Here is a 20,935-nt window from a genome sequence, read left to right on the forward strand (position 1 = left end):
CGCCGAGAAAGGGTGCGCCGTCGCTGACGGTTGCGAACTTCTGCGAGAACTCGCCGAAGGCGAGGTGCGCAGAGCGCTCGCGGATCAGGCCGAATGCAGCGGCGTCCCAAAAGCACGTGGCGCCTCCGTTGCCGAGTGCGACCTCGTAGCCGTCAGGCAGCGAGAACAGCTGACCGAGACCCTCGCGGACCTCACCGACCAGCCCGCGCACGGGAGCCTGTCGGTGCGACGTCCCGAGGACCGTGCGGCCGAGGGAGGAGAGGTACTCGAGCTGCTCGGGGCGCACCTTGCTCGGCCCGGAGCCGAAGCGACCGTCGGCGGGGAGGAGGTCGACGGGGATGGCCAGGGGTGCGGGGGCGAGGTCGGTCACGTCGTCCATGAAACCAAAACGTGCTCCACGGGCTGTTTACGGGTCCGCCGGTTGGACGGGGAACAATCCTCCTGGCCACAGAGTTGTAAGCGTGTAACACTGTAATTCAGTGATCCATTCAGGAAAGGACACCAGTCATGACTGGCACCCCACAAGATGCGCCCGAGGGCTCTCAGGAGCACGGGCGCAAGCACGGACACGGTGGCCACGGTGGCCGCCGCGGGCCCGGTGGCCCCTTCGGTCCCGGTGGTCCGTTCGGCGCGAACGGACCGTTCGGTCCGGGCTTCGGTCCGGGCTTCGGTCGCGGTGGCCGAGGTCGTCGCGGTGGCCCCTTTGGTCGCCCCGGTGGCTGGCAGCAGGCCGACCTCCCCTCGGCGGACGACGCCGCGGAGTGGTTCGCCGGCCGGCTTCCGTCCGACTGGTTCGTCGGCGCCCCGAGCGTGACCGTCGACCGCGAGGAGATCATCGTCGTCGGTGAGCTCCCGCCGGTGGACAGCTCTGGGGACAGCTCCGAGGGCCAGACGTCCGCAGCTGCAGCCGAGGGCCGGATCAGCCGCTGGCGTGAGGACACCCGCGACGAGCGGGTCGCGATCGCGCAGGAGGCCGAGTCCCGTTACGGCCGCAAGGTTGCCTGGGGCGCGAGCATCGCAGAGCACTCCGACCTGTTCACGCACCAGTCGATCCCGGTGATGACCCGGCTGCGGCAGCCGCAGCGCCAGGTGCTCGATACCCTCGTGGACGCCGGCGTTGCCCGGTCTCGCTCCGAGGCGCTCGCCTGGGCGGTGACCCTCGTCGGCCGGCACGCGGACGAGTGGCTCGGCGAGCTGCGCGACGCGATGGCAGAGGTCGACAAGCTCCGCTCGGAGGGTCCACAGGTCTGACCCTGCGCAGCACCTCCCACCCCGGCATACTGCGTCTCATCACCCCGCCGCTGCCCGTGAAAGGTCCGACCCCCCAGAAGGGGTCGGACCTTTCACCGTGCGTGTTGTGGCCGCGTCAGAGGTCGCCTGGATGGCCGTCTGATGCGCGAGACTGCGTGGATGGCGACCCCGGACGAAGTCGCTGCCGACTTCGACGGTGTCCTCGAACCGGATGGCGTCTACGACGAGGTGAGGTTGCGCGGCGACGATGTGGTGCGGGCCGACGCGGAGGGCAGCCGGTTCTTGGACTGCGTCCTCGACACCTGTGACCTCACCGAGGCGAAGCTCGGCCGGACGCACTGGGTCGACACGCGCCTCGACCGGCCCCGCGGGGTCGGGACCGACCTCAGCGACGCGTCGCTCCAAGACGTCGAGGTGAGCGGGGCTCGGCTCGGCGCGTGCGCGGCATACGGGTCGAGCTGGCTGCGCGTGACGGTGCGCGGCGGCAAGCTCGACTTCCTCAACCTGCGCGCGGCGACCCTGACGGACGTGCGGTTCGAGGACTGCGTGTTGGTCGAGCCGGACTTCGCCGGCGCGAGGCTCAAGGGCGTGACGTTCTCCGGATGCGTGCTCGAGCGCCCCGAGTGGAGCAACGCCACGCTCACCAAGGTCGACCTCTCCGAGGCGAGGCTTCTGGCGCCACAAGGCCTGACCAGCCTGCGGGGAGCCACAGTCAGCCGAGTTCAGCTGATCGAGCTGGCGGACGCGTTCGCCGACCAGCTGGGTATCGCGGTCCGGGACTGAGCGACCGACCGGAACCGGATCGGCCGGTCAGTCCCCCGGCCGGTCGGACGGCTGCTTCGTCCGGGGGTGACGAACCTTGGTGGCGGCGGCGTGGCCGGCCGCGGCGACCTTCTCCATGGCGGAGGGAAACTCTTCGGGTGGGCGGCGTTTGCCCAGATCCGCGTCGGCGACGAGCTCGGCCGGGGGGACCGTGACGTCGGGGTACTCGGCCACCGGCTTGTCGCCGCTGAACACCACCCAGACGACGACCTCACCGTGTGGCACCTGCAGCAGCGTGCCGTCGACGACTGCCATCGCCTTGGCGACCGCGAGGCGCTTCTGGCGCGATGACTCGACCTTTGCCTTGGCGTACTCGGTGGCGGGCCCGCGCGCCTCCTTCGCCACCGCGACGATCGCCGGCGCGTACTTCACCCCGGCCCTCGCCCCCGTGTAGAACACCTTGACCATGCCCATCGGTGTGCCTCTCTCGTCGCCCCAACCGTAGTCTGGCCGGACCGTCTAGAACGGCATCTAGCCGCAGGGAGCGCCATGACGAGCACGAGTGTCGAACGGGTTGACTACACCGGGGAGGGCCTCAGCGAGGACGAGCTCGCGCCCACTCCGTGGCAGCAGATCCGCCGCTGGGTCGACGAGGCCGACGCGCGGGGTCGCAACGGTGCGGACGTCCCGGAGCCGCGGGCGCTGTCCGTTGCCACGGTCGACGCCTCCGGGGCGCCCAACGTCCGGACCGTCCTGATGCGCTTCCTGGACGAGCGCGGACCCGGTTTCGTTACCAGTCTCGACTCCACCAAGGGCCTGGAGCTCGCGGCCAACCCACACATTGCCGCCGCGCTCACCTGGCCGGCGATGTTCCGGGCCATCCGGTTCCGCGGGACCGGCGAGCAGGTGGACCGCGACGAGGTCGCGACCTACTGGGCCTCCAGGCCGTGGGGCTCGAGGATCAGCGCGTGGGCGTCCAGCCAGTCGCAGCCCGCGACCGGAAGGGCGCAGCTGGAGGCGGACTTCGACCGGTATGCCGCGCAGTTCCCCGACCACGGGAACGACGACGACGTGCCGGTTCCGCAGTTCTGGGGCGGCTTCCGGATCCGGTGCTCCGAGGTCGAGTTCTGGGGTGGGCGTCGCAACCGCCTGCACGACCGGCTCGTGTTCACGGCGGTCGGGGCGGGCGGGGGGGCGGCTGCCCAGGACATCGACATCCGTCCCGGCCTGGACGAGGCGGCTGCCTGGGTCCTGGTGCGCCGCCAGCCCTGACCGATCTCTCGTCCGCACGCCGCCGGTGCGGGGCAACTGACCCGACAGATCCGCTGGGCGCAGGACAGCCCGTGGGTTACCGGCTCATAGGGGAGACGGCGGCACGCTGGGCGGGGCGTGCGTACCCACGGGCTGCAGCGACTGCTGTGAACTGCGATCGCGCGTCCTGCAGCTGACCGGGAAAGGATGGTCAGCAGAACGGCTGCGCTATCGCGCAGTCACCTCACGCGTCCGATAAGAATGCACTATTGGACCACCTCCCTTCTCGTGTCCGATGACCGTAAACCGAAAAGCCGTCGACCGCAACGCCATTCGCTGCTAGCGGACGTGGTTGGCCGCCGGTTGTCCACACCGGAACAATCCCGGCATTGTCGACATGGCCTGATTACTGCTAGAAAGTGGCCCTCCGACGTGCGACCGGCACGACCGGACCACCCGTTGGTGCCTCCCCAGCATGTCGAGGGTCCCCCAGGCCCTCACGTATCAGCGCGGTTGCTCGACTCCCACCCCCTTGGAGCGCATCCCCATGAATCGACGTGTCCCCCTGCCCGCCGTCCTCTCGACGGTGGCCCTACTGGCCTTGCTGACCGTCCTGACCCTCTCGTCGTGCACGTACGCCCCCGACCCCCGTGCGGCCGGCAGACCGACGACCCGGGTGGCGAGCTCGACGGGCACCCGCACCTCCTCGCCGGCGGACACCGGTTCGCTTGGCAACACGCCCGGACCCTCCGCGACGACCTCGTCCGGCGGCAGGTCCAGCACGAGGTCCACCGCCACACCATCGGCGACCGGATCGCCCTCGACCTCGCCCCACCCGTCCGGCGCTCCCGTCGCACCGCGCACCGCCGCGTCCACAGGACCACCCGCGAACGCCCTGCCGGCCTCTCGGACCGACCGGTCGCCCGCGAGCACCACCTCGGGCATGCTTCTCGGAGCACGGGTCCGGCTACCCGAGTCCCACAACGAGGGCGCGGACTTCGCCTGGGGACAGCAGGCGTACGGACCGTTGCAGGTCACCCGTGACTACCTCAGCGGGCCGGTGCCGTCGCGCTATGTCGACAGGTTCCCACCGAGCACGCAGGTGATCCTGTCCCTCAAGTCGGTCGACGGTCCGCTCTCGGACTTCCTGTGGTCCCTCGACACGAGGTCGGTCAGCCGTCTCGTCTTCCAACACGAGCCCGAGCGGCCCAACTTGTTCAGCTCCGGTGACGACTTCGTGCGCCAGTTCGACGCGGCGCGCGCCAAGATCAAGGCGATCCGACCGGAGATCCAGGTGGGCATCGCGTCGTCGGGCTTCAACTACCGCGGTTCGCGCCCTGGCGCAGACGGCTCGTACCTCTCGAAGCAGGCGGACTTCTACACGATCGACACCTACCGGGCAGGCACCGACGAGAACGCCAGCTCCAACGGCGTCGTCCCCATCGACCAACGGCCCGAGATCATGCGTTGGTATGCCTTGGTCAAGGACCGCGGCAAACCTCTCGGCATCACCGAGGTCGGGATGGGTCGCGTCGGCGGCGGGGCGGATCCGGCCACGCCGGCAGACCGCGTCGAGGTGGTGGCGCACGACGTCGCCTGGGCGCGCGCCCATGGCTTCTTCTGCTACTCCTACTTCCTGTCCGGTCAGGGCCCGGACGGGCACAACTGGCTCGACGACAGCGCCGCGTTCCAGGCGATGTACCGGGCACTGCCCCGAGGCTGACTCCTGCACCCTGGGTATGCCCCTCCTACAGTGACGAAGTGGAGCCGGTCCGTCAGCTGAGGTCGATCGCGCTCTCGGCATACGGTCCGACCGCGCTCGGAGCGGTGGGTACGGGCGCGGTGCTTCCCGTCGTCATCCTGTCGGCGCGCGCTCTGGGCGCCGGGGTCAGCACTGCCGCGTTCCTGCTCTCCCTGATCTGGGTCGCCCAGCTGGTCGGTGACCTGCCGGCCGGGGCGCTCGCCGCCAGGATCGGCGAACGGTCCGGCCTGACTGTCGCCTGCGCCATCGAGGCGGTGGGAATGGTGGGCTGTGCGTTCGCGCCGTCGCTGTGGGTGCTCGCCGGTTCGCTCGCGCTTCTCGGTCTCGCGTCCTCGTTGTTCGGCCTCGCCCGGCAGGCCTACCTGACCGATGCCGTGCCCATCGCCCTGCGGGCCCGGGCGCTGTCGACGCTCGGGGGCGTCAACCGGATCGGCGTCTTCGTCGGCCCGTTCATCGGCGCCCTGGTGGTGTCGCGCTGGGGCATCGGCGCGGCATACCTCGTGGGGTTCGTCTCGTCGCTCTCAGCGATCGTGCTCGTCCTGCTGGTCCCCGACATCACCGCGGCGCACCGACGAGAGCGCGGCGTGGCTCGTCGGTCCCTCGTCTCGGTCCTGTCGGAGCACCGCCGGACGCTGCTCACCCTCGGGGTGGGTGCGCTGTTCATCGCGTCGGCGCGCTCCTGCCGGATCGCACTCATCCCGCTCTTCGCGGAGTCGATCGGGCTCGATGCGGCGCGCACCAGCCTGGTCGTCGGGATCGCCGGAGGCGTCGACATGCTGCTCTTCTATCCGGCGGGCGGGGTGATGGACCGCTACGGGCGGATGTGGGTGGCGGTTCCGAGCATGGTCGTCCTGGCTGTCGGTATGGCCTTGCTCCCGTTGGCCCACGACTTCGGCACGCTGACTGCGGTCGCGGTGGTCCTCGGCGTCGGGAACGGGATCGGTGCCGGCCTGGTGATGACGCTCGGGGCCGACGCCTCCCCCGTCGATGCGCGGGTCCAGTTCCTGGGCGGCTGGCGGGTGATGGCCGACCTGGGCAACGCCTCCGGCCCGGCACTGATCAGCGCTCTGACGCTCGTCGCGCCGCTGGCCGTCGCCGCCGTGGGGATGGGCGGGGCCGCGCTGGTCGGAGCCGGTTGGCTGCGCCTGTGGGTGCCTCGGTTCGACCCCGTGTCGCGCGCAACGCTGGACCGGGCCCGACCGCGCTCGTGAGGTCCCCCGGGCCGACAACGGCCGTACCAGGGACGACCGGCGAAAGTGGGAGGATGACATGGTGACTGACCTCATCGACACCACGGAGATGTACCTCAAGACCATCTTCGAGCTCGACGAGGAGGGGATCACCCCCTTGCGTGCCCGGATCGCCGAACGTCTCGGGCACTCCGGCCCCACGGTCTCCCAGACGGTCGCGCGGATGGAGCGGGACGGGTTGATCCACCTGGCCGACGACCGGCAGCTGCAGTTCACCGAGCTGGGCCGGACCCTGGCCACCCGGGTGATGCGCAAGCACCGGCTGGCCGAGCGGCTGCTCGTCGACGTGATCGGGCTCGAGTGGGAGTTCGTCCACGACGAGGCGTGCCGCTGGGAGCACGTCATGAGCGAACGGGTGGAGCGCAAGATCCTCGCGATGCTCGCGGACCACCACGACTCTCCCTACGGCAACCCCATTCCCGGTCTCGACGAGCTGGGCGAGGAGAAGGGCGAGGACTTCCGAGCGGGAGTCTCGACCCTCACCGAGCTCGCGGGCGACGAGCCACGGCTGGTACGCGTACGGCGCATCGGCGAGCCCGTCCAGGTCGACCACGAGGCGCTCGCCCTGCTGACGGTCGCCGGGCTGCTGCCCGGCGAGCAGGTCCAGGTCCGCCGCAGCGGGAACCGGATCATCGCCGTCCGTGACGGAGCGCCCGAGGCCGCCGGCGTCTCGCTACCCGACGACGTCGCCCATCACGTGTTCGCTGCAGCCCTCTGACCAGCGGTTTCGTCAGCGCAGCGGGAGGTAGTCACCGTCCAGTCGTCACGCAAGGACGCGACTGACAGCAGTTTCTTGGCGGTTTCGTGACCTCAGCGTGACTTTTCAACGACCTCTGTGTACTGTTTGCCGCACTTGGCCTCCCGTGGCCAAGGTCCTGGTGGGGATCGCCTAGTCCTGTCACCTCACCTGGATCAGCACTCATCACCACATGACAGGAGCGGGGGAACCACCTTCGGGCGTCGCAAGACGTCCTCGGGGTGAAGTTCCTGACGCGGGACCCGTCCCGCTGCAGGAACCGGGTGACAACACAACCTCCCACCCGAACCCGACAGCTCACTTCGTAGGCGTCCGAGAGGTCAATTCGTGGCTCGTAATCATGTGGGGCGCCATCGCGCACCCGGGTACAACCCGCTCAACGAGATCGCCGACATCGCTACTCGCTCCGCGCAGCCGGCCATGAAGGCCTCCGCGGTCGTCGTGGCGTCGGGCGGGCTCGTCGCCTCGTTCGCGATCCCGGCATCTGCGTCGCAGGGCGCTGACACTGCGGCAAGCGCTGCCGGCACCACCGCAGCCGCTCCTCAGGCTGTCAGCGGGGCTCTCTCGGTCGCGGCTCCAGCGCTCGACGCCGCTGCTGCGCCCACCTTCGGGGTGCTCGGCTTCACGGCGACTCCGGCAGCCAAGCCGGCTCCCGCTGCCGTCCAGATCACCAAGATCGCCCCGCCTGCCGCGGCCCCGGCTCCGGCTCCAGTTGCTGCTCCGGCTGTTGCCGCCCCGGACGCCGCCACTACGCGGGCCTCCCGCACCACCACGCGGACCACCCCGGCCGCCGCCGCTCCCGCGGCTGCACCGGCCGCTGTCAGGCCGGCTGCTCCCGCTCCTGCTCCGGCGGCTCCGGCCCCCACCGGTGGCATCACCAGCATCGCTGCCAGCCTGTCCGGCATCCCCTACGTCTACGGCGGCACGACGACCCGCGGTTTCGACTGCTCGGGCTTCACCGGATACGTCTACCGCCTCGCCGGCATCTCCATCCCGCGCGTCGCCTCGGCGCAGCAGGCTGCGGCCACCAAGGTGTCGAACCCGGTCCCGGGTGACCTCGTCTTCTTCGGCTACCCGGCCTACCACGTCGGCATCTACGCGGGTCCGGGCATGATGTACGACGCCCAGCACCCCGGCACCGTCACCGGCCTGCACTCCATCTGGACCAGCAGTGGCGTGAGCTACGGCCGGTTCTGACCGACCCGCACGTCTCGCCGACAGGCAGACGTACCGGCCCCGAACGGCCCGTCACCCTCACCGGTGGCGGGCTGTTCGCGTCATGGCAGGATGTCCGTGATGTCCACGTCCCCCGCTGCGCCATCTACAGAGCCCGCCGCACCAGCTGCCTACCCCGTCGGGAGCTCCCCCCAGCCTGCCGTGGTCGTCGACGTCTGGGCGGACGTGGTCTGCCCGTGGTGCTACCTGGCCAAGCGTCGTCTCCGCCTCGCCATCGACGCCTGGGACCGGCCGCACGAGGTGCTGCTGCGGCACCGAGCCTTCGAGCTGGACCCCGCGGCCCCGGTCAGCCGCAGAGGCCACGGCCTGACCGTCGCTGCATACCTCGGTGAGAAGTATGGTGGCGGTGAAGAGGCCGGCCGGGCGATGTCATCACGGGTCGCCGAGATCGCCGCGCAGGACGGCCTGCGGATGGACCTGGACGCGGCCGTGCACGCCAACAGTTTCGACGCGCACCGGTTGGTCGCGCTCGCCCGCGAGATGGGCGGACCCGCCCTGGAGGACGCCGCCCTCGAACGGATGTTCTCGGCCCACTTTGCCGAGGGACTGGCGATCGACGACCACGACGTACTGCTGCGCTGCGCGGCCGAGGCCGGGCTCGACGAACGCCGGGTAGCCGCCGTCCTCGCGGACGATACCTACGCCGAGCACGTCCACGCCGACGAGAGCGAGGCGCGCGAGATCGGCGTCACCGGTGTCCCGTTCGCGGTCGCGAACAACCGCCTCTCGGTCGGTGGCGCTCAGTCGGTGGAGGTCTACCTCGCACTGTTGCGTCAGGCCGCCCGGCCGGCCTGACGGCCCGTTACGCTGGGTCGCGCTGGATCACACTGAGGATGTTGCCCGCCGGGTCCGTGAACCACGCGATCAGCGGTCCGCCCTTGCGGAAGACGCCCTTGGCGTCGGTCTCGGCTGGCGTCCCCTCGTACCGCTCGAACTCCACGCCACGTTCCGTCAACGCGTCGACGGTGCCCTCGACGTCAGGGACGGGAAAGTTGAGGATCGTGTAGGTCGCCGGCTGGTGGTCGGCCTTGGGGTAGACGATCGTGTCGCGTCCGCCGCCCAGGTGCAGCGTGAGGATGCCGTTCTCCTGCGTGACGTCGATGCCCAACGTGTCCGCGTAGAAAGCCTGTGCGGCTGCGATGTCCGGCACGGCAAAACCGCTGAATGCCTTGCTGTCTTTGAGAGTTCGCATCTCACTCCTCGGGTTCGGTGGTCAGCCACTCGTCGATGAGGGCAGCTACGGGTTCGGGCGTCTCGAGCATGGGGACGTGCCCCACGTCGGGCAGGATGACGGTCGTCCAGCTCGGGTTGTCGGCGGCGACCTGTCGGGCGGCGGTGACGGGGACCAGCCGGTCGCGGTCGCCGTGGATGAGCAGGACGGGTGCGGTGATCGATCGGATCAAGTCGCGGTAACGCTCCTTCGTGCCGAGGACGCGCAGGATGGACCGCGCCGCCGACAGGTATGCCGCGTTGGCTGCCTGCGCTTCGGGGCGGCGGTGCGCCACCAGGTCCACCGCCGCGGCGATCACGGCGGCATCGGCCCGGTCCGGATGGGCGAAGCACAGGTTGGTCGTCTCCTGGACGCGGCGCTCATCACTCGCGCCGGCGGTCAGCCGCGTGAGGAAGGCTTCGCCGACCCGCGGCGTCCCGTAGACGAGGAACGTCGCGGCGACTCGCCGGTCGAGGTGGCGGCGCCGTGTGGGGATCGACGGGTCGACCAGGATGAGCTTCGACACGAGCTCCGGGTGGGTAGCCGCCAGGATGACCGAGATCATCCCGCCCATCGAGTTGCCCACCAGCACCACTGGTTCGCCGACCACCTCCCGCACGAACCGGGCGACGAGCAGCACGTTCTCCTTGATCGTCGCCTGCTCCTCCGTGCCCGGCGTGAGTCCGAACCCCGCCAGGTCGAGCGCGTAGACCCGGCGATGCGTGCGCAGCTGAGGTGCGACGCCGAGCCAGTTGAGGTGTGAGCCTCCCAGCCCGTGGACCAGGACCATCGGGGGCTGACTGTCCTGCGTCTCCGGCCTCGTCGGTCCGCCGAAGTCCACGATGTGCACGGGCAGGCCCAGGTCGACCACACGACCCTCGCCTCCCCATGGTTCGGCGAGGGCCAGGGGCGGTGCGAGGTGGTCGTCGACGGTCACCGGGGAATGGTAGGTCGTGCGGCTGGGCGAACGTGTCACGTCTGGTCGCGCGTGGCGCCCTGACCCTCGTGACCGTTTCGTCTGGTTTGCCAGGCTTTCGCTGACGCGCTTCGAATCCCGTTGTCGTCGAACCCCATCTGAACCGACTGTGACCCCGAACACACACACGTACGCGTGTCTTCCCACGCCCGGTGAAGACAGCTACGAGCGGAAGGGTTCACATGTTCGGAAAAACATTTGTGCGCGACCTGATCAACCGGAGCGCGGAGAACGAGCAGGACCGGCGTCGGTTCATCAAGAGTGCGAGTGTCGCGGGCCTGGGCGTCGTCAGCGCCGGGGTCATCGCCAACGCGGCGTCGTCAAGCGCCTCGGCCGCACCGTCGGCAGCGGCAACCGCGGCAGCCGGTGCTCCCAGTGACGGCGCGATCCTGAACTTCGCGCTCAACCTCGAGTACCTCGAGGCGGAGTTCTACTCCTACGCCGTCAACGGCTACGGCCTCACGGGCAACCTGACCACCGGAACCAAGGCCCACGGCAAGGTCACCGGCGGTCACAAGGTCCCGTGGAAGACCTCCAAGGCGCAGAACTTCGCCAAGGAGATCGCGGGCGACGAGCTGGCCCACGTGAAGTTCCTGCGGACGGCGTTGGGTGCGGCAGCCGTGTCCGAGCCCAACATCGACCTGCAGAACAGCTTCACGGCAGCTGCCATGGCCGCCGGTCTGATCGGCGCGGGTCAGACCTTCGACCCCTTCGGGTCCGAGGAGAACTTCCTGCTCGGGGCATTCATCTTCGAGGACGTGGGTGTGACGGCATACAAGGGCGCCGCTCCGCTCATCACCAACAAGACGTACCTCGAGGCGGCCGCCGGGATCCTGGCGGTCGAGGCCTACCACGCCTCGAACATCCGTACTCGGATCCTCGAGACCGGGCTGGCCAAGGCCGCGAGCTCCATCTCCTGGGCGCGCGACCAGCTCGACGGGCCGGTGATGGACGACCAGGGCCTCTACAACAACGGCTTCAACGTCGTCCCCGCCGACGCCAACGGGATCGCGTTCAGCCGCACGCCCGGTGCCGTGCTCAACATCGTCTACCTGAACAAGAAGGAGGTCACATCCGGCGGCTTCTTCCCGTCCGGGGTGAACGGCGAGCTCAACACCAGCAACGCCAACTGAGCTGATGAGACCGGTTTCCGCCGCGGTGAAGGCGGCGGAAACCGGTCTCGCCAATGATGTCGTCTCCCTGCTTCGTCAGCTGCTCGCCGCTGTGCCGTAACCTGCCAAGGAACGCTATGACCAGCATCGTCTCCCCCACCCAGGCGACCCCCACTCCGCTGACCCCTCCCCCTCTGCTGGCTCAGACGGGACTGTCCGCCGTTCTCGGCCGCGGCAGGTTCATCGGCCCGGCTGCCCTGCTGGGACCGGCCTTCGTGGCGGCCATCGCGTATGTCGACCCGGGTAACTTCTCGACGAACATCAGCGCCGGCTCGCAGTTCGGCTACCGGCTGGTCTGGGTGGTCGTCATCGCCAACCTGATGGCGATGCCCGTGCAGTTCCTGTCGGCCAAGGTGGGCATCGTCACGGGGCAGTCGCTGCCGGAGGTGTGTCACGGCCGCTACCGGCGGTCCGTGCTGTGGGGCCTGTGGCTACAGGCGGAGCTGGTCGCCATGGCCACGGACCTGGCCGAGTTCGTCGGCGCGGCCATCGGGCTGCACCTGCTCTTCGGTGTCTCGCCGCTGCCGGCGGGCATCATCACAGCCGTTGCTGCCATCGCCGTCCTCGGGCTGCAGCGCCGCGGGTACCGCGGCTTCGAGCGGGCGATCGGCTTCCTCCTGCTCGTGGTGCTCGGCGGGTTCGCCTACCAGCTGTTCCGCGCGGGCGCCGATGTCGCCGCCGTCTCCGGTCTGGTCCCCGGGTTCGACTCGGGCGACGAGGCGTTCCTGGCGGTCGGCATCCTGGGGGCGACGATGATGCCCCACGTCGTCTATCTGCACTCGGCGCTGACGAGCCGTCGCGTCGGCTGCGGGGACGACACGGAACGCCGCACCCTGTTGCGGTTCGAGCGCTTCGACGTCGGCGTGGCCCTGGGAATCGCGGGCCTCATCAACGTCTCGATGCTCCTCGTGGCCGCAAAGCTCTTCCACGGCCGGGCCGGCACGTCCGTCAGTACCCTCATCGAGGCACACCAGGGGCTGGTCACGATTCTCGGTGGAGGAGCCGGCCTGGCGTTCGCGGCAGCACTGCTGGCCTCGGGCATCTCCTCGTCGAGCGTCGGGACGTACGCCGGTCAGGTCGTCATGACGGGGTTCATCGCCAGGCAGATCCCCTTACTGCTGCGGCGCCTGGTCACGATGGCCCCGGCACTCGCGGTCCTGGCGCTCGGCGTCGACAGCACCCAGGTCCTCAACCTCAGCCAGGTCGTCCTCAGCTTCGGGATCCCGTTCGCCCTGATCCCGCTGCTGCTCGTCACGCGACGCCGCGACATCATGGGCTCGTTCGCCTCGCCGCGCTGGGTCACGGCCGCCATGGTGGCGATCACCGCCGTCGTGGTGGGGCTCAACGGCTTCCTCATCTGGCATCAGCTGGTCGGCTGACGACGGCCCCTCCACAACTCCGCACGTGCCTCTCTGCAGGTAGAGCTCCTTAGTGCAGGTAGAACTCAGACGACCAGGGTGGGGAGCGTGACCCTGGTGATGCCCTCGGACGGGCTCGCGAGGACCAACGACTCGTAGGCCAGCGTGTGGGCGATCGCCTCGAGCCCTGGCCAGAACGGCGCCTGGCGGAAGCCTCCCTGGCATCTCCAAGCATCTGAAGGTCCTCGAACGCTGCGGCCTGATCTCGCGGTCCCGTCACGCCCAGTTCCGGCCCTGCCACCTCGAGCAGGACGTCCTCGAAGGGGCTGTCGGCTGGATCCAGCACAACCGCCGGATCTGGTCCGACCGCTTCGACCGGCTCGACGACCACCTGACGCGGATCCAGGAAGCGACAGATGACTGATCTCGCAGGATCCCCGGACCTGGTTCTCTACACGCGGGTCTTCCGCGCCCCTCGCGACCTGGTCTTCCGCTGCCTGGTGGAGCCGGAGCACCTCACTCGGTTCTGGGGTCCCACGGGCCGGAGCACCCCACTCTCGGGGATCCGGGTCGACCCACGTCCAGGCGGGGTGCCCGAGGCATACCGGAGCCAGCAGGCACGCGCCGGGTTCGCGACCTCGCTCGACCGGCTGGACGCCCACCTCGGCGTACTGCTGACCCCCTCTCGTCCAGGAACGGAGCACCGCGATGGGCACGACGTCCACGACCAGATCGGCTGACGGCACCTCGATCACCTACTAGCCGAGCACCTCACAGTCGTCAACTACGACCGACGTGGGCGGGGCGACAGCACGGACACCCTGCCGTACGCCGTCGACCGCGAGATCGACGACCTGGCGGCGCTGGTGGCCGAGGTCGGAGGCACCGCGTCGCTGTTCGGGTGCTCCTCGGGTGCCGTCCTGGCCCTGGTGGCCGCCGCGAAGGGGCTGCCCATCTCGCGGGTGACGGTGTATGGATGTCGAACGGTTCTGCGAGCTCGTTCACGGTGTCGTCCCCGGTCACGAGAGGCGCGACGATGGCGCACCGCGTGGGGTCGGCCAGCGCAGCGAAGGTGGCATCGGGCACCTGCACCTCCGTCGTCGCGCGCGTAGTTGACCACTGGGTTATTTAGCCCTCAAGTGAACTGGTGAACGGTGGTGGACGCGCTACCCCCGCCCGTATCCTCAGTGCACGTCGACGTCGCGGGTCGGACGGGTTGCCCCGCAGGGAGGGAGGACCGGTGCCTCCCGACGCCCCGCCCGCGCTGGCCGGGCGCGAGGACGAGATCCGCGAGCTCGAGGAGGCCCTGACGAGGAGATCCTGGTCATGATCGCGGTCATGGTCGCCGTCCAGGTCGAGCTGATCTGGCGCCGCGTTCAGACGCTGCCGGGTGCAGTCGCCACAGTGACCTACGGTGGCGGACGTGATTGTCGTCTGCGTACCCGACCACCACGCTGTCGAGGTGATCGCGTGGGACGGTGAGGGTGCGAAACCCGATCGGCTCGCGGAGACGACGTTCTGGGTGCCGCAGGTGGAGGACGCCCGCGACCTCGACGCCAAGTTCGCGGCCATGCCGGACCTCCAGGTGATGCAGCTGACCAGCGCTGGGGTGGAGGATGTGCTCGGTCATGTGCCGGACGGCGTCACCCTGTGCGACGCCCGAGGCGTGCACGGCAGCGCGGTCGCCGAGCTGGTGCTCACGCTCATCCTGGCGTCCCAGCGGCGACTGCCGCACTTCATCGACGCCCAGCGCGAGTCCAGGTGGGACCTGGTGGAGGCGGACGACCTGCGGGAGAAGCGGGTTCTGGTGGTCGGTGCGGGGGACCTCGGCCAGCAGACCGCCAAGCGGTTGCGCGGCTTCGACGCCGAGCCAGTCATGGTTGCTCACTCGGCCAGGGACGGGGTGCACGCCACGAGCGAGCTAGCCGATCTGCTCCCGGACGCCGACATGGTCGTTTTGACGCTGCCGCTTACTCCCCAGACGACGGGGCTGGTCGACGCGACGTTCCTGAGCCGGATGGCCGACGGCGCGCTGCTGGTCAAGGTCGCGCGCGGCAAGATCGTCGATACCTCGGCCCTGCTGGCCGAGCTGACGTCGGGCCGGCTGCGGGCCGGGCTCGACGTGGTGGACCCGGAGCCGTTGCCGAGCGACCACCCGCTCTGGCACGCGCCGAACGTCATCATCACGCCGCACGCCGCCGGTCACGTGAAGCGGGCGGGGCCGCGAGCGTTCGCCCTGGTGAGCGACCAGCTCCGTCGTTTCGCGGCAGGCGATCTGCTGCAGAACGTGGTCGACGGCGCCTACTGAGTCGCCGTATCGGCGTTGCATGGGAGCTCGGGTCAGGCGAAGGCGGTGAAGTGCGGGCCGAGGACATCGAGCCAGGCGGCCGGATGGGTGGCGACGGAGTCCGCACCCGGGCGCGCGAACGCGGTCGCCACCGCCTCGCGGAGGGCGTCGGCGGTCCGGGTGCGCGGGTAGTGCTCGAGGACCCAGGCGCGGTTGCCGGTACGCAGCGGGGCCAGCTCGGTAGCCCGGTCCAGCAGGTCAACCACCCGGTCCCGCAGCAACAGGGGGCGTTGCTCGGGGACCTGCCACGCCCCGGGAGCTTCGAAGAGCTCGTGGCCGCCGCCACCGTCATACCCGGTAACCAGACACCCCGATGCCAACGCCTCGGCGACGGGCAGGCCGAAGCTCTCGCTGTGACCCAGCGACACGAAGACCGTCGAGGTGCCGAGCGTGTCCGCCACGACGGACCTGGGCGCGTCCACCAGCTCGACCAGCTCGACACTCGACAAGCGGGGGTCGTTGCCGAGGATCTGTCTGAGCAGTGAGGCTTCCCGTGGACGTTTGCGGGGGAACCAACACACCCGCACCCGGTCCGTCGGACGGGGCGCGAAGAGGTCTCCGTCGACCTCGTTCGGCACCAGGCTGACCGGCAGGTCGGGCAGGACCGTCCTGAGGACGTCCCGACTCTCGACGCTGACCACCCACACGGCCGGGGGCGGTGACCAGCCGGGGAAGTCGCGGCCGGGGATACCCGCGGCGTAGGTGTAGAAGTGGTTCTGGTTGAAGATCACCTTGCGGGCGCCCGGGGCGGGGTCACGGCCCTGGATGGTGGGCGTCTCGGGCAGGACGAGCAGGTCGGCGGCGCCGATCGGGGTCGTCGCCCCGGACAGAACAGGGAGGTCGGCATCGATCCAGTCGGTCCGGTTGTCCGGGTTGGGGAGCCACAGCCAGGCCTGCTCGCCGGCGGCCCGCAGCAGGCGCACGTGCTCGGTGAGCACGTGCACGCCGCCGCTGTGGCGCGGGGTCGCGAATCCGGCGTAGACGATGCGCCGCGCTGCGCTCACCACCGGTCGGGATCCAGGTACCAGGAGGCCGCACTGCCGGTGTTGTGCGCCGGGAACGAGTCGGGACCCAGTCCTGCCTCGCCGCGCCATTCGACGCCCCACTTGGCGTCCAGGCCGTCCAGGATCTCGGCCCGGTTGGCCTCGGAGGTCTCGCCCATCCGGTTCATGGTCACGCGGCGCAGGTGCGAGACGTAGGCACCCTCGGTGACGATGCAGCGCAGACCAGCGCGGCGTACCCGGATCGCGAGGTCGATGTCGGAGCCATACCCGTTGCGAGGAAAGGCGACCGTGTCCAGCCCACCGAGGTCGACCACCGCGGCGGCGGCGGACGCGATCGCCGTTCCGTCGCAGAACGGGACATCGCGGTAGGTCGGGCTCGAGGCATACTCGGCCGCCGTGGGTGGGATCACCCGCGCTCGCTGGTGCAGCCAGAAGTCGTCGTAACACGCGGCCACGATGGCCACGTCGTCGAGGTCGGTGAAGGGCGCGACGAGGCCGTCGAGGAAACCGGGCGAGAGTCGGGTGTCGTTGTTGAGCACCACGCAGAAGTCGTATGCGTCGTCGACCGACGTCTGCAGCGCCCAGTTGGCCGCGCCGATCCAGCGCAAATTCGTCCCGGGGCGGTAGAGCGTGACGCGGCCGTCGGCGACTGGCAGCGCGTAGTCGCCACCGTTGTCCACCACTACTATTCGGATCTCAGGCCGCACATCACTGCCGTCGCGACGCAGGTCGGCGAGCACCGCATCGGTCAGCTCGGGCGACCCCAACGCGGGGATCGCCACCAGCGTCGAGGGCGGGGGCATCTCACTCACCGGGAGGAGTGTTCCGCGCGCCGAGCGATGCGCGCGCTGATCACGAGCATGAGCCGTCCGTCCGGTCGAGTGGGTGTGTCATGACAGTAGGCGTGGGGTGCGAGGGCGCATACGCCGGCAGTCTTCTAGGAGCGGGTCACCGCACCGGCCCACACCCACGACTCCTGCTGGTGCGGGGGGACACCCCACCGCACCTTGACCGCCCGCTGGGTCCAGGCGACTGCTTCCGCGGGGACGAGCTCCTCGACGCCGTCCTCCCAGAGGACCCAGGCGTTGACTCGGGCGGGCTCGGCCGCCAACACCGTATTCTCCCTGCCCAGCTGCTCGGTGGTCAGAGACCGGGGCTGTCGCGTCGATCGGCGCGGCACGTCCGTCATCGTGCGACCATACCGAACAGGTGTTCGACTCTTGCAGTGACCGCAGGGCGGACGGCAGAGGCCGAGAGATCTGGCTGCGATAGCGGGGACCGCACGCGCCGAGCTGGATCAGCCGCGTCAACGAAGACTTCACGGTGCGGGGTCAAGTGCTCCTCGCCGTCTCGTCACGGCAGCTTTCTCAGGGCCAGCTGACGGTGATGATCGAACCGGTCGAGACTCCACTCGAGGCATACATGCGGCTGGCCGAGGTGGCTCTGCAGCTCGAGAAGGACCGTGGGGACCAACTCAGGGGCGCCCTGGTGAGGAACCGTCCATCGGCGTCGCGGTCGGGTCATGGCTCAGTCCGGGTGTCGGATGTCCTGACGTTCGAGTCCCGTCGGTTGGCGAGTATGCGATGAAACCGGCGGCGGACGGATCTCGCCGAGGACGTGATCTCGTTGCGCAAACTCACCCCGGTCCCCCCAGGAGTAGCCACCGCATAAGTGGGTACTGCTCCCGTAGTAGACCCGGGGATCCCGGTGATGTCCAGGTCCACGAGGGACGGCAGCTTTAGCCAACAGGCTGCCGTCCCGCCCTCGGGTTAGGTGTTGCGTCGAACGACGTCGCAGCAGCGCTGTTACGCGATGTCCGCTTCTGCCGGAGGTCGCGTATCGTGGCGCCCGCATTGTCGAGGTGGACGCGGACCAAGCGAGCATCGCCGCTAAATCGTTGAGTTCGATCGGGAGCAACGCGCAGACGAACGCGCGAGTGTCAGGGGCCTGCGACATCACCGAGATGTTGGCATCGGCGTGACTCAATGAGGAGCCGTCATCGTGTTCCTCGGCGTCGGATCGCAAGACGGACTCGCGGAGACGGAAACGGATGGTGGTCTTGTTCAGCGGTCACTCGTCCGCAGACATCACACGGGTCACACGGGGATGTTGAAGCGAGGTAGGTAACGACTGGTCGCGTGCTGCCCGTCCATGTTGATCGGCTGGCCGCTCCCGCCCACACCAAGCGAACGTGCGTTCCAACGACGGCCTTCTCGGGGCCCAGCGGGGTGATGGACCTGTGACGGCAACCGGTGCGGGGAGCCAAAATGGGCTCTGACCTGCGTAAACGTGTGGTGCCCCCGGGCAGAATCGAACTGCCGACACCCGCTTTGGGAGTCCGACGGTGAGATTCCGGCTGCACGGATTCCGTTGGCCCACAACGGTTCTTGGGTGGTTGCGGGTGGTGTGGTTGCGGGTGTTTTCGCGGCTACGGGTACCTCTCGGGTACCTACTGCGAGACGCTGTCCCGTCGTGCGTGGCGCGCCACAACTGGGTCGAAGGAGGCTCTGCGATGATCTGCGGATGCCGGAAAGGGTCCGTCGTTGGCAGGAGCGAACGCGCGCCTCTGAGAAGCGTCGCCGGGCCGAGGAGCTTGAGGTCGAACGGCTGGAAGCATCGTTCCGCAAACGCGCTGAATCGCCTGATGGTGTCCGGGTCCATATGGACCTTCGCCCCTCAGGTGAGCCTCCAAATGTGGGCATTGATCTGTTTGGGATCGAGTTGGTCCTCGGCGTCGTGTGGTGGGCTATGGCATGGGTGCGGTTCCGGGACGGGTGGACACTGGTGCTCAGTGCGGTCGGATACCACCGAAGCAGGTTTCGGTACCCCTCCCTGCTGGCTGCCTTGCGGGACGGGCCGCGGCTCGCGCGGGTCGTCGAAGAGCAAGGAACCTCGGCCGTGGGTCTGCGGGCCAAGCGCCGCACCGCCCGCCGGATGCATAGGGCGGTTGCAAGGCCTCAAGACGACAAACTCACGCGGAGGGAGCGTCGGTCCCGAGTCGAGGAGTAGGTCAGCATTTGCGGGCGGTCCGTCCTGGTCGGTGAAGGTACCCCGAGCGCCGGGAGCGGAGCGGCTTCACGGCCGGAAGGGAACGGCGGCGAGAGCGTTGGCGCAGTGACCGGAACCTGAGTCGACATGAAGCTGGCCGGCTGCGATGCCGGTACGGAGGCCGGCCGAACGGGTTTGAGAACGAGGACCGGCTGGACGGTGAGGGCTGGGGCTAGCGGCCGGTTCGCCCTGATCGACCCCGTCCGTCCTCAGCGCCTAAGGTCCGGTGTTGTCGACGAGCTGCTAGCCGAGCTCCAGTCCTTCTCCACCGAGTAGCCCTCCCCCAGCAGTTGCCCGGGCGAGGACGGCGCGCCAGCGCCGCCCGCAGCCCCGGGCCTCTTTGCGCGCCGGAGGCGCGCCTTGAGCCAGTAGAGAAAGTCCTCACTCGCTGCCCGTCGCTTGTCTGTGGCTGTCGAACCTCGAGGCCGGGGCTCACCGTGTTGAGTTCGTTTCGCCCGGAGGCCCCAGCGAAACCACGTGCTCTGCCACCTCGCGCCATCCCAATACCGCTTAGCGCCTGCTCTCACTGGGTACCGCCCCGCTGGAGCGCCAGACGGAGCCGCTCCGGCCTTACGTGTTAGCCGCAAGATGACGACGCTGAACATACCCAGCGGAACGACTCCGACCGCCAGGCGCACCATCTTTCAGCAGCGAAGCAGACGCGTCGAGCGTCTGCTTGCTTAGTCCCCGATCCCGAAGACCAGCTTGGAGGACGTACGCGGCGGGGGTGAGTTCGAATCGGTCGGCTTCCTCGGATCGTGGCGGGTGGGCGACCCATAAATCTCACGGCCGTGGTGTAGCGCCTTGGGGCACGATCAGGGGTACGGCGAGGAACGTACCGGCAGCGTATTCGGCCGGGAGGTAGCTGGCTTCGATCTCCCACAGTCGGGCCTGCTCGTCGTACAGGTCACGGCGCCGGACGATCACCGCGGCATCCTCGGGAAGCCTGGCTGCTTGGGCGACGTTCGGCCGGCGTTGAACATTGTGCTCGGGGATGGAGGGTCCCTCCTCTCCGTTGCGCCCGATCTCCACGCGCGGGCGTTACGCACGTTTCAGCGACCTGGGCAAGCTGCTTTCCGGCATTGCGAGGTCCCGCGCGAGGTCGCGACCAGTCCGCGCTCCGGGATTAGCCAAAGCCCCGTCATCCAGGGCCTCAGCCGCCTACCATCGCCAGCAACGTCAAGGAGCCGAGCCCATGAAAAATTCAGCGCGGCCGTGCTGGGACTCGTGGCTGCGGCACTGCTACTCCTGCCTATGCCGTTGCTGCCGGCGCCTGTGGCCCGCTATCGGCTGGGTACAACCCGGTTTTTCCTCCGACTTACAGGCACATTGTGGTCGTTATGGGTGAGAACACCCAGGCAACCACACTCGCCAAGGCCAACGCACCGTACATCCACGGCTTCATCGCTGCCTGCGGCTCAGAGAGCAACATGCACGGCGCGACCCACCCCTCCCAGCCGGCAGCCACCTCCGGAGTACCTACTTCCGTCGGGGCCAAGAGCAATAACGACAACATCTTTGGCCAACTCCATGGCAACTGGAAGTCCTACG

Annotated in this window: 20 protein-coding genes, 3 pseudogenes and 1 riboswitch; of the genes and pseudogenes, 14 read left to right on the forward strand and 9 right to left on the reverse strand. The window is 69.0% G+C overall.

Annotated features, from left to right (window positions below):
• A pseudogene (locus tag ABI385_RS16305) lies at positions 1-379 on the reverse strand (phosphoserine transaminase); the annotation flags it as partial.
• A 128-nt stretch (positions 380-507) separates the two neighbouring features.
• On the opposite strand from ABI385_RS16305, the gene ABI385_RS16310 reads away from it, so the two are divergent.
• Both ABI385_RS16310 and ABI385_RS16315 read left to right on the forward strand, forming a co-directional pair.
• Positions 508-1,251, forward strand: a complete 744-nt coding sequence (locus tag ABI385_RS16310) for a hypothetical protein (protein ID WP_348104815.1) — start codon at positions 508-510, stop codon at positions 1,249-1,251.
• 159 nt (positions 1,252-1,410) lie between these two features.
• Entirely contained in the window at positions 1,411-2,034 is a 624-nt protein-coding gene (locus ABI385_RS16315; protein ID WP_348104816.1) for a pentapeptide repeat-containing protein, read from the forward strand.
• Positions 2,035-2,061: 27 nt separating this feature from the next.
• On the opposite strand, the gene ABI385_RS16320 is transcribed toward ABI385_RS16315, so the two are convergent.
• Positions 2,062-2,487: a hypothetical protein gene (locus tag ABI385_RS16320; protein WP_348104817.1), complete on the reverse strand. Its 426-nt coding sequence runs from the start codon at positions 2,485-2,487 to the stop codon at positions 2,062-2,064.
• 75 nt (positions 2,488-2,562) lie between these two features.
• Here ABI385_RS16320 and pdxH point away from each other — a divergent pair, with 75 nt between their 5' ends.
• Entirely contained in the window at positions 2,563-3,285 is a 723-nt protein-coding gene (gene pdxH / locus ABI385_RS16325) for a pyridoxamine 5'-phosphate oxidase (RefSeq protein WP_348104818.1), read from the forward strand.
• Positions 3,286-3,768: 483 nt separating this feature from the next.
• Here the strand turns inward: pdxH and ABI385_RS16330 are convergent, their stop codons facing one another.
• Positions 3,769-4,200 (reverse strand): hypothetical protein, encoded by a 432-nt coding sequence (locus ABI385_RS16330; protein WP_348104819.1) that lies wholly within the window; start codon positions 4,198-4,200, stop codon positions 3,769-3,771.
• 7 nt (positions 4,201-4,207) lie between these two features.
• Between ABI385_RS16330 and ABI385_RS16335 the strand changes: the two genes are divergently transcribed.
• The 5 genes from ABI385_RS16335 to ABI385_RS16355 all read left to right on the forward strand — a co-directional run bounded on the left by ABI385_RS16335 (position 4,208) and on the right by ABI385_RS16355 (position 9,064).
• Positions 4,208-4,987, forward strand: a complete 780-nt coding sequence (locus tag ABI385_RS16335; protein WP_348104820.1) for a hypothetical protein — start codon at positions 4,208-4,210, stop codon at positions 4,985-4,987.
• Between the two features lie 38 nt (positions 4,988-5,025).
• Positions 5,026-6,237, forward strand: a complete 1,212-nt coding sequence (locus ABI385_RS16340; protein WP_348104821.1) for an MFS transporter — start codon at positions 5,026-5,028, stop codon at positions 6,235-6,237.
• Positions 6,238-6,298: 61 nt separating this feature from the next.
• Positions 6,299-6,994, forward strand: coding sequence for an iron dependent repressor, metal binding and dimerization domain protein (locus ABI385_RS16345; protein WP_348104822.1), 696 nt, complete (start codon positions 6,299-6,301; stop codon positions 6,992-6,994).
• A gap of 195 nt (positions 6,995-7,189) precedes the next feature.
• A riboswitch (cyclic di-AMP (ydaO/yuaA leader) is annotated at positions 7,190-7,359 on the forward strand.
• A 1-nt stretch (position 7,360) separates the two neighbouring features.
• Positions 7,361-8,230 carry a C40 family peptidase gene (locus tag ABI385_RS16350; protein WP_348104823.1) on the forward strand — a complete coding sequence of 290 codons (870 nt, stop codon included), beginning with the start codon at positions 7,361-7,363 and terminating at the stop codon, positions 8,228-8,230.
• Between the two features lie 99 nt (positions 8,231-8,329).
• Complete coding sequence (locus tag ABI385_RS16355) at positions 8,330-9,064, forward strand: DsbA family oxidoreductase (RefSeq protein WP_348104824.1); 735 nt, start codon at positions 8,330-8,332, stop codon at positions 9,062-9,064.
• A gap of 7 nt (positions 9,065-9,071) precedes the next feature.
• Here ABI385_RS16355 and ABI385_RS16360 read toward each other — a convergent pair whose 3' ends face one another.
• Positions 9,072-9,461 (reverse strand): VOC family protein, encoded by a 390-nt coding sequence (locus ABI385_RS16360; protein ID WP_348104825.1) that lies wholly within the window; start codon positions 9,459-9,461, stop codon positions 9,072-9,074.
• Between the two features lies 1 nt (position 9,462).
• The gene (locus tag ABI385_RS16365) at positions 9,463-10,416 is read right to left on the reverse strand and encodes an alpha/beta hydrolase (RefSeq protein ID WP_348104826.1); all 954 of its coding nucleotides are present in this window, start codon (positions 10,414-10,416) and stop codon (positions 9,463-9,465) included.
• Positions 10,417-10,637: 221 nt separating this feature from the next.
• Between ABI385_RS16365 and ABI385_RS16370 the strand changes: the two genes are divergently transcribed.
• The 5 genes and pseudogenes from ABI385_RS16370 to ABI385_RS16390 all read left to right on the forward strand — a co-directional run bounded on the left by ABI385_RS16370 (position 10,638) and on the right by ABI385_RS16390 (position 15,293).
• A complete protein-coding gene (locus ABI385_RS16370; RefSeq protein WP_348104827.1) occupies positions 10,638-11,588 on the forward strand; it encodes a ferritin-like domain-containing protein in 951 nt (316 codons plus the stop codon).
• A gap of 116 nt (positions 11,589-11,704) precedes the next feature.
• Complete coding sequence (locus tag ABI385_RS16375; RefSeq protein ID WP_348104828.1) at positions 11,705-13,006, forward strand: Nramp family divalent metal transporter; 1,302 nt, start codon at positions 11,705-11,707, stop codon at positions 13,004-13,006.
• 395 nt (positions 13,007-13,401) lie between these two features.
• On the forward strand, positions 13,402-13,725 hold the full coding sequence (locus ABI385_RS16380) for an SRPBCC domain-containing protein (protein ID WP_348104829.1): 324 nt from the start codon (positions 13,402-13,404) through the stop codon (positions 13,723-13,725).
• A gap of 63 nt (positions 13,726-13,788) precedes the next feature.
• A pseudogene (locus ABI385_RS16385) lies at positions 13,789-14,010 on the forward strand (hypothetical protein); the annotation flags it as partial.
• A gap of 389 nt (positions 14,011-14,399) precedes the next feature.
• Entirely contained in the window at positions 14,400-15,293 is an 894-nt protein-coding gene (locus ABI385_RS16390; protein WP_348104830.1) for a 2-hydroxyacid dehydrogenase, read from the forward strand.
• 32 nt (positions 15,294-15,325) lie between these two features.
• Here the strand turns inward: ABI385_RS16390 and ABI385_RS16395 are convergent, their stop codons facing one another.
• The 4 genes from ABI385_RS16395 to ABI385_RS16410 form a co-directional block, all read right to left on the reverse strand.
• Positions 15,326-16,336, reverse strand: coding sequence for a glycosyltransferase (locus ABI385_RS16395; RefSeq protein ID WP_348104831.1), 1,011 nt, complete (start codon positions 16,334-16,336; stop codon positions 15,326-15,328).
• The gene (locus ABI385_RS16400) at positions 16,333-17,139 is read right to left on the reverse strand and encodes a glycosyltransferase (RefSeq protein ID WP_348104835.1); all 807 of its coding nucleotides are present in this window, start codon (positions 17,137-17,139) and stop codon (positions 16,333-16,335) included. Before ABI385_RS16400 ends, ABI385_RS16395 begins: the two co-directional genes overlap by 4 nt.
• Before the next feature lie 134 nt (positions 17,140-17,273).
• Positions 17,274-17,525, reverse strand: a complete 252-nt coding sequence (locus ABI385_RS16405) for a hypothetical protein (protein WP_348104832.1) — start codon at positions 17,523-17,525, stop codon at positions 17,274-17,276.
• Between the two features lie 2,642 nt (positions 17,526-20,167).
• Positions 20,168-20,416, reverse strand: coding sequence for a hypothetical protein (locus tag ABI385_RS16410; protein WP_348104833.1), 249 nt, complete (start codon positions 20,414-20,416; stop codon positions 20,168-20,170).
• A gap of 308 nt (positions 20,417-20,724) precedes the next feature.
• Here ABI385_RS16410 and ABI385_RS16415 point away from each other — a divergent pair.
• Positions 20,725-20,935 (forward strand): annotated as a pseudogene (locus tag ABI385_RS16415) (hypothetical protein); the annotation flags it as partial.

This window comes from Lapillicoccus sp., from assembly GCF_039935575.1.
GTDB lineage: Bacteria > Actinomycetota > Actinomycetes > Actinomycetales > Dermatophilaceae > Lapillicoccus.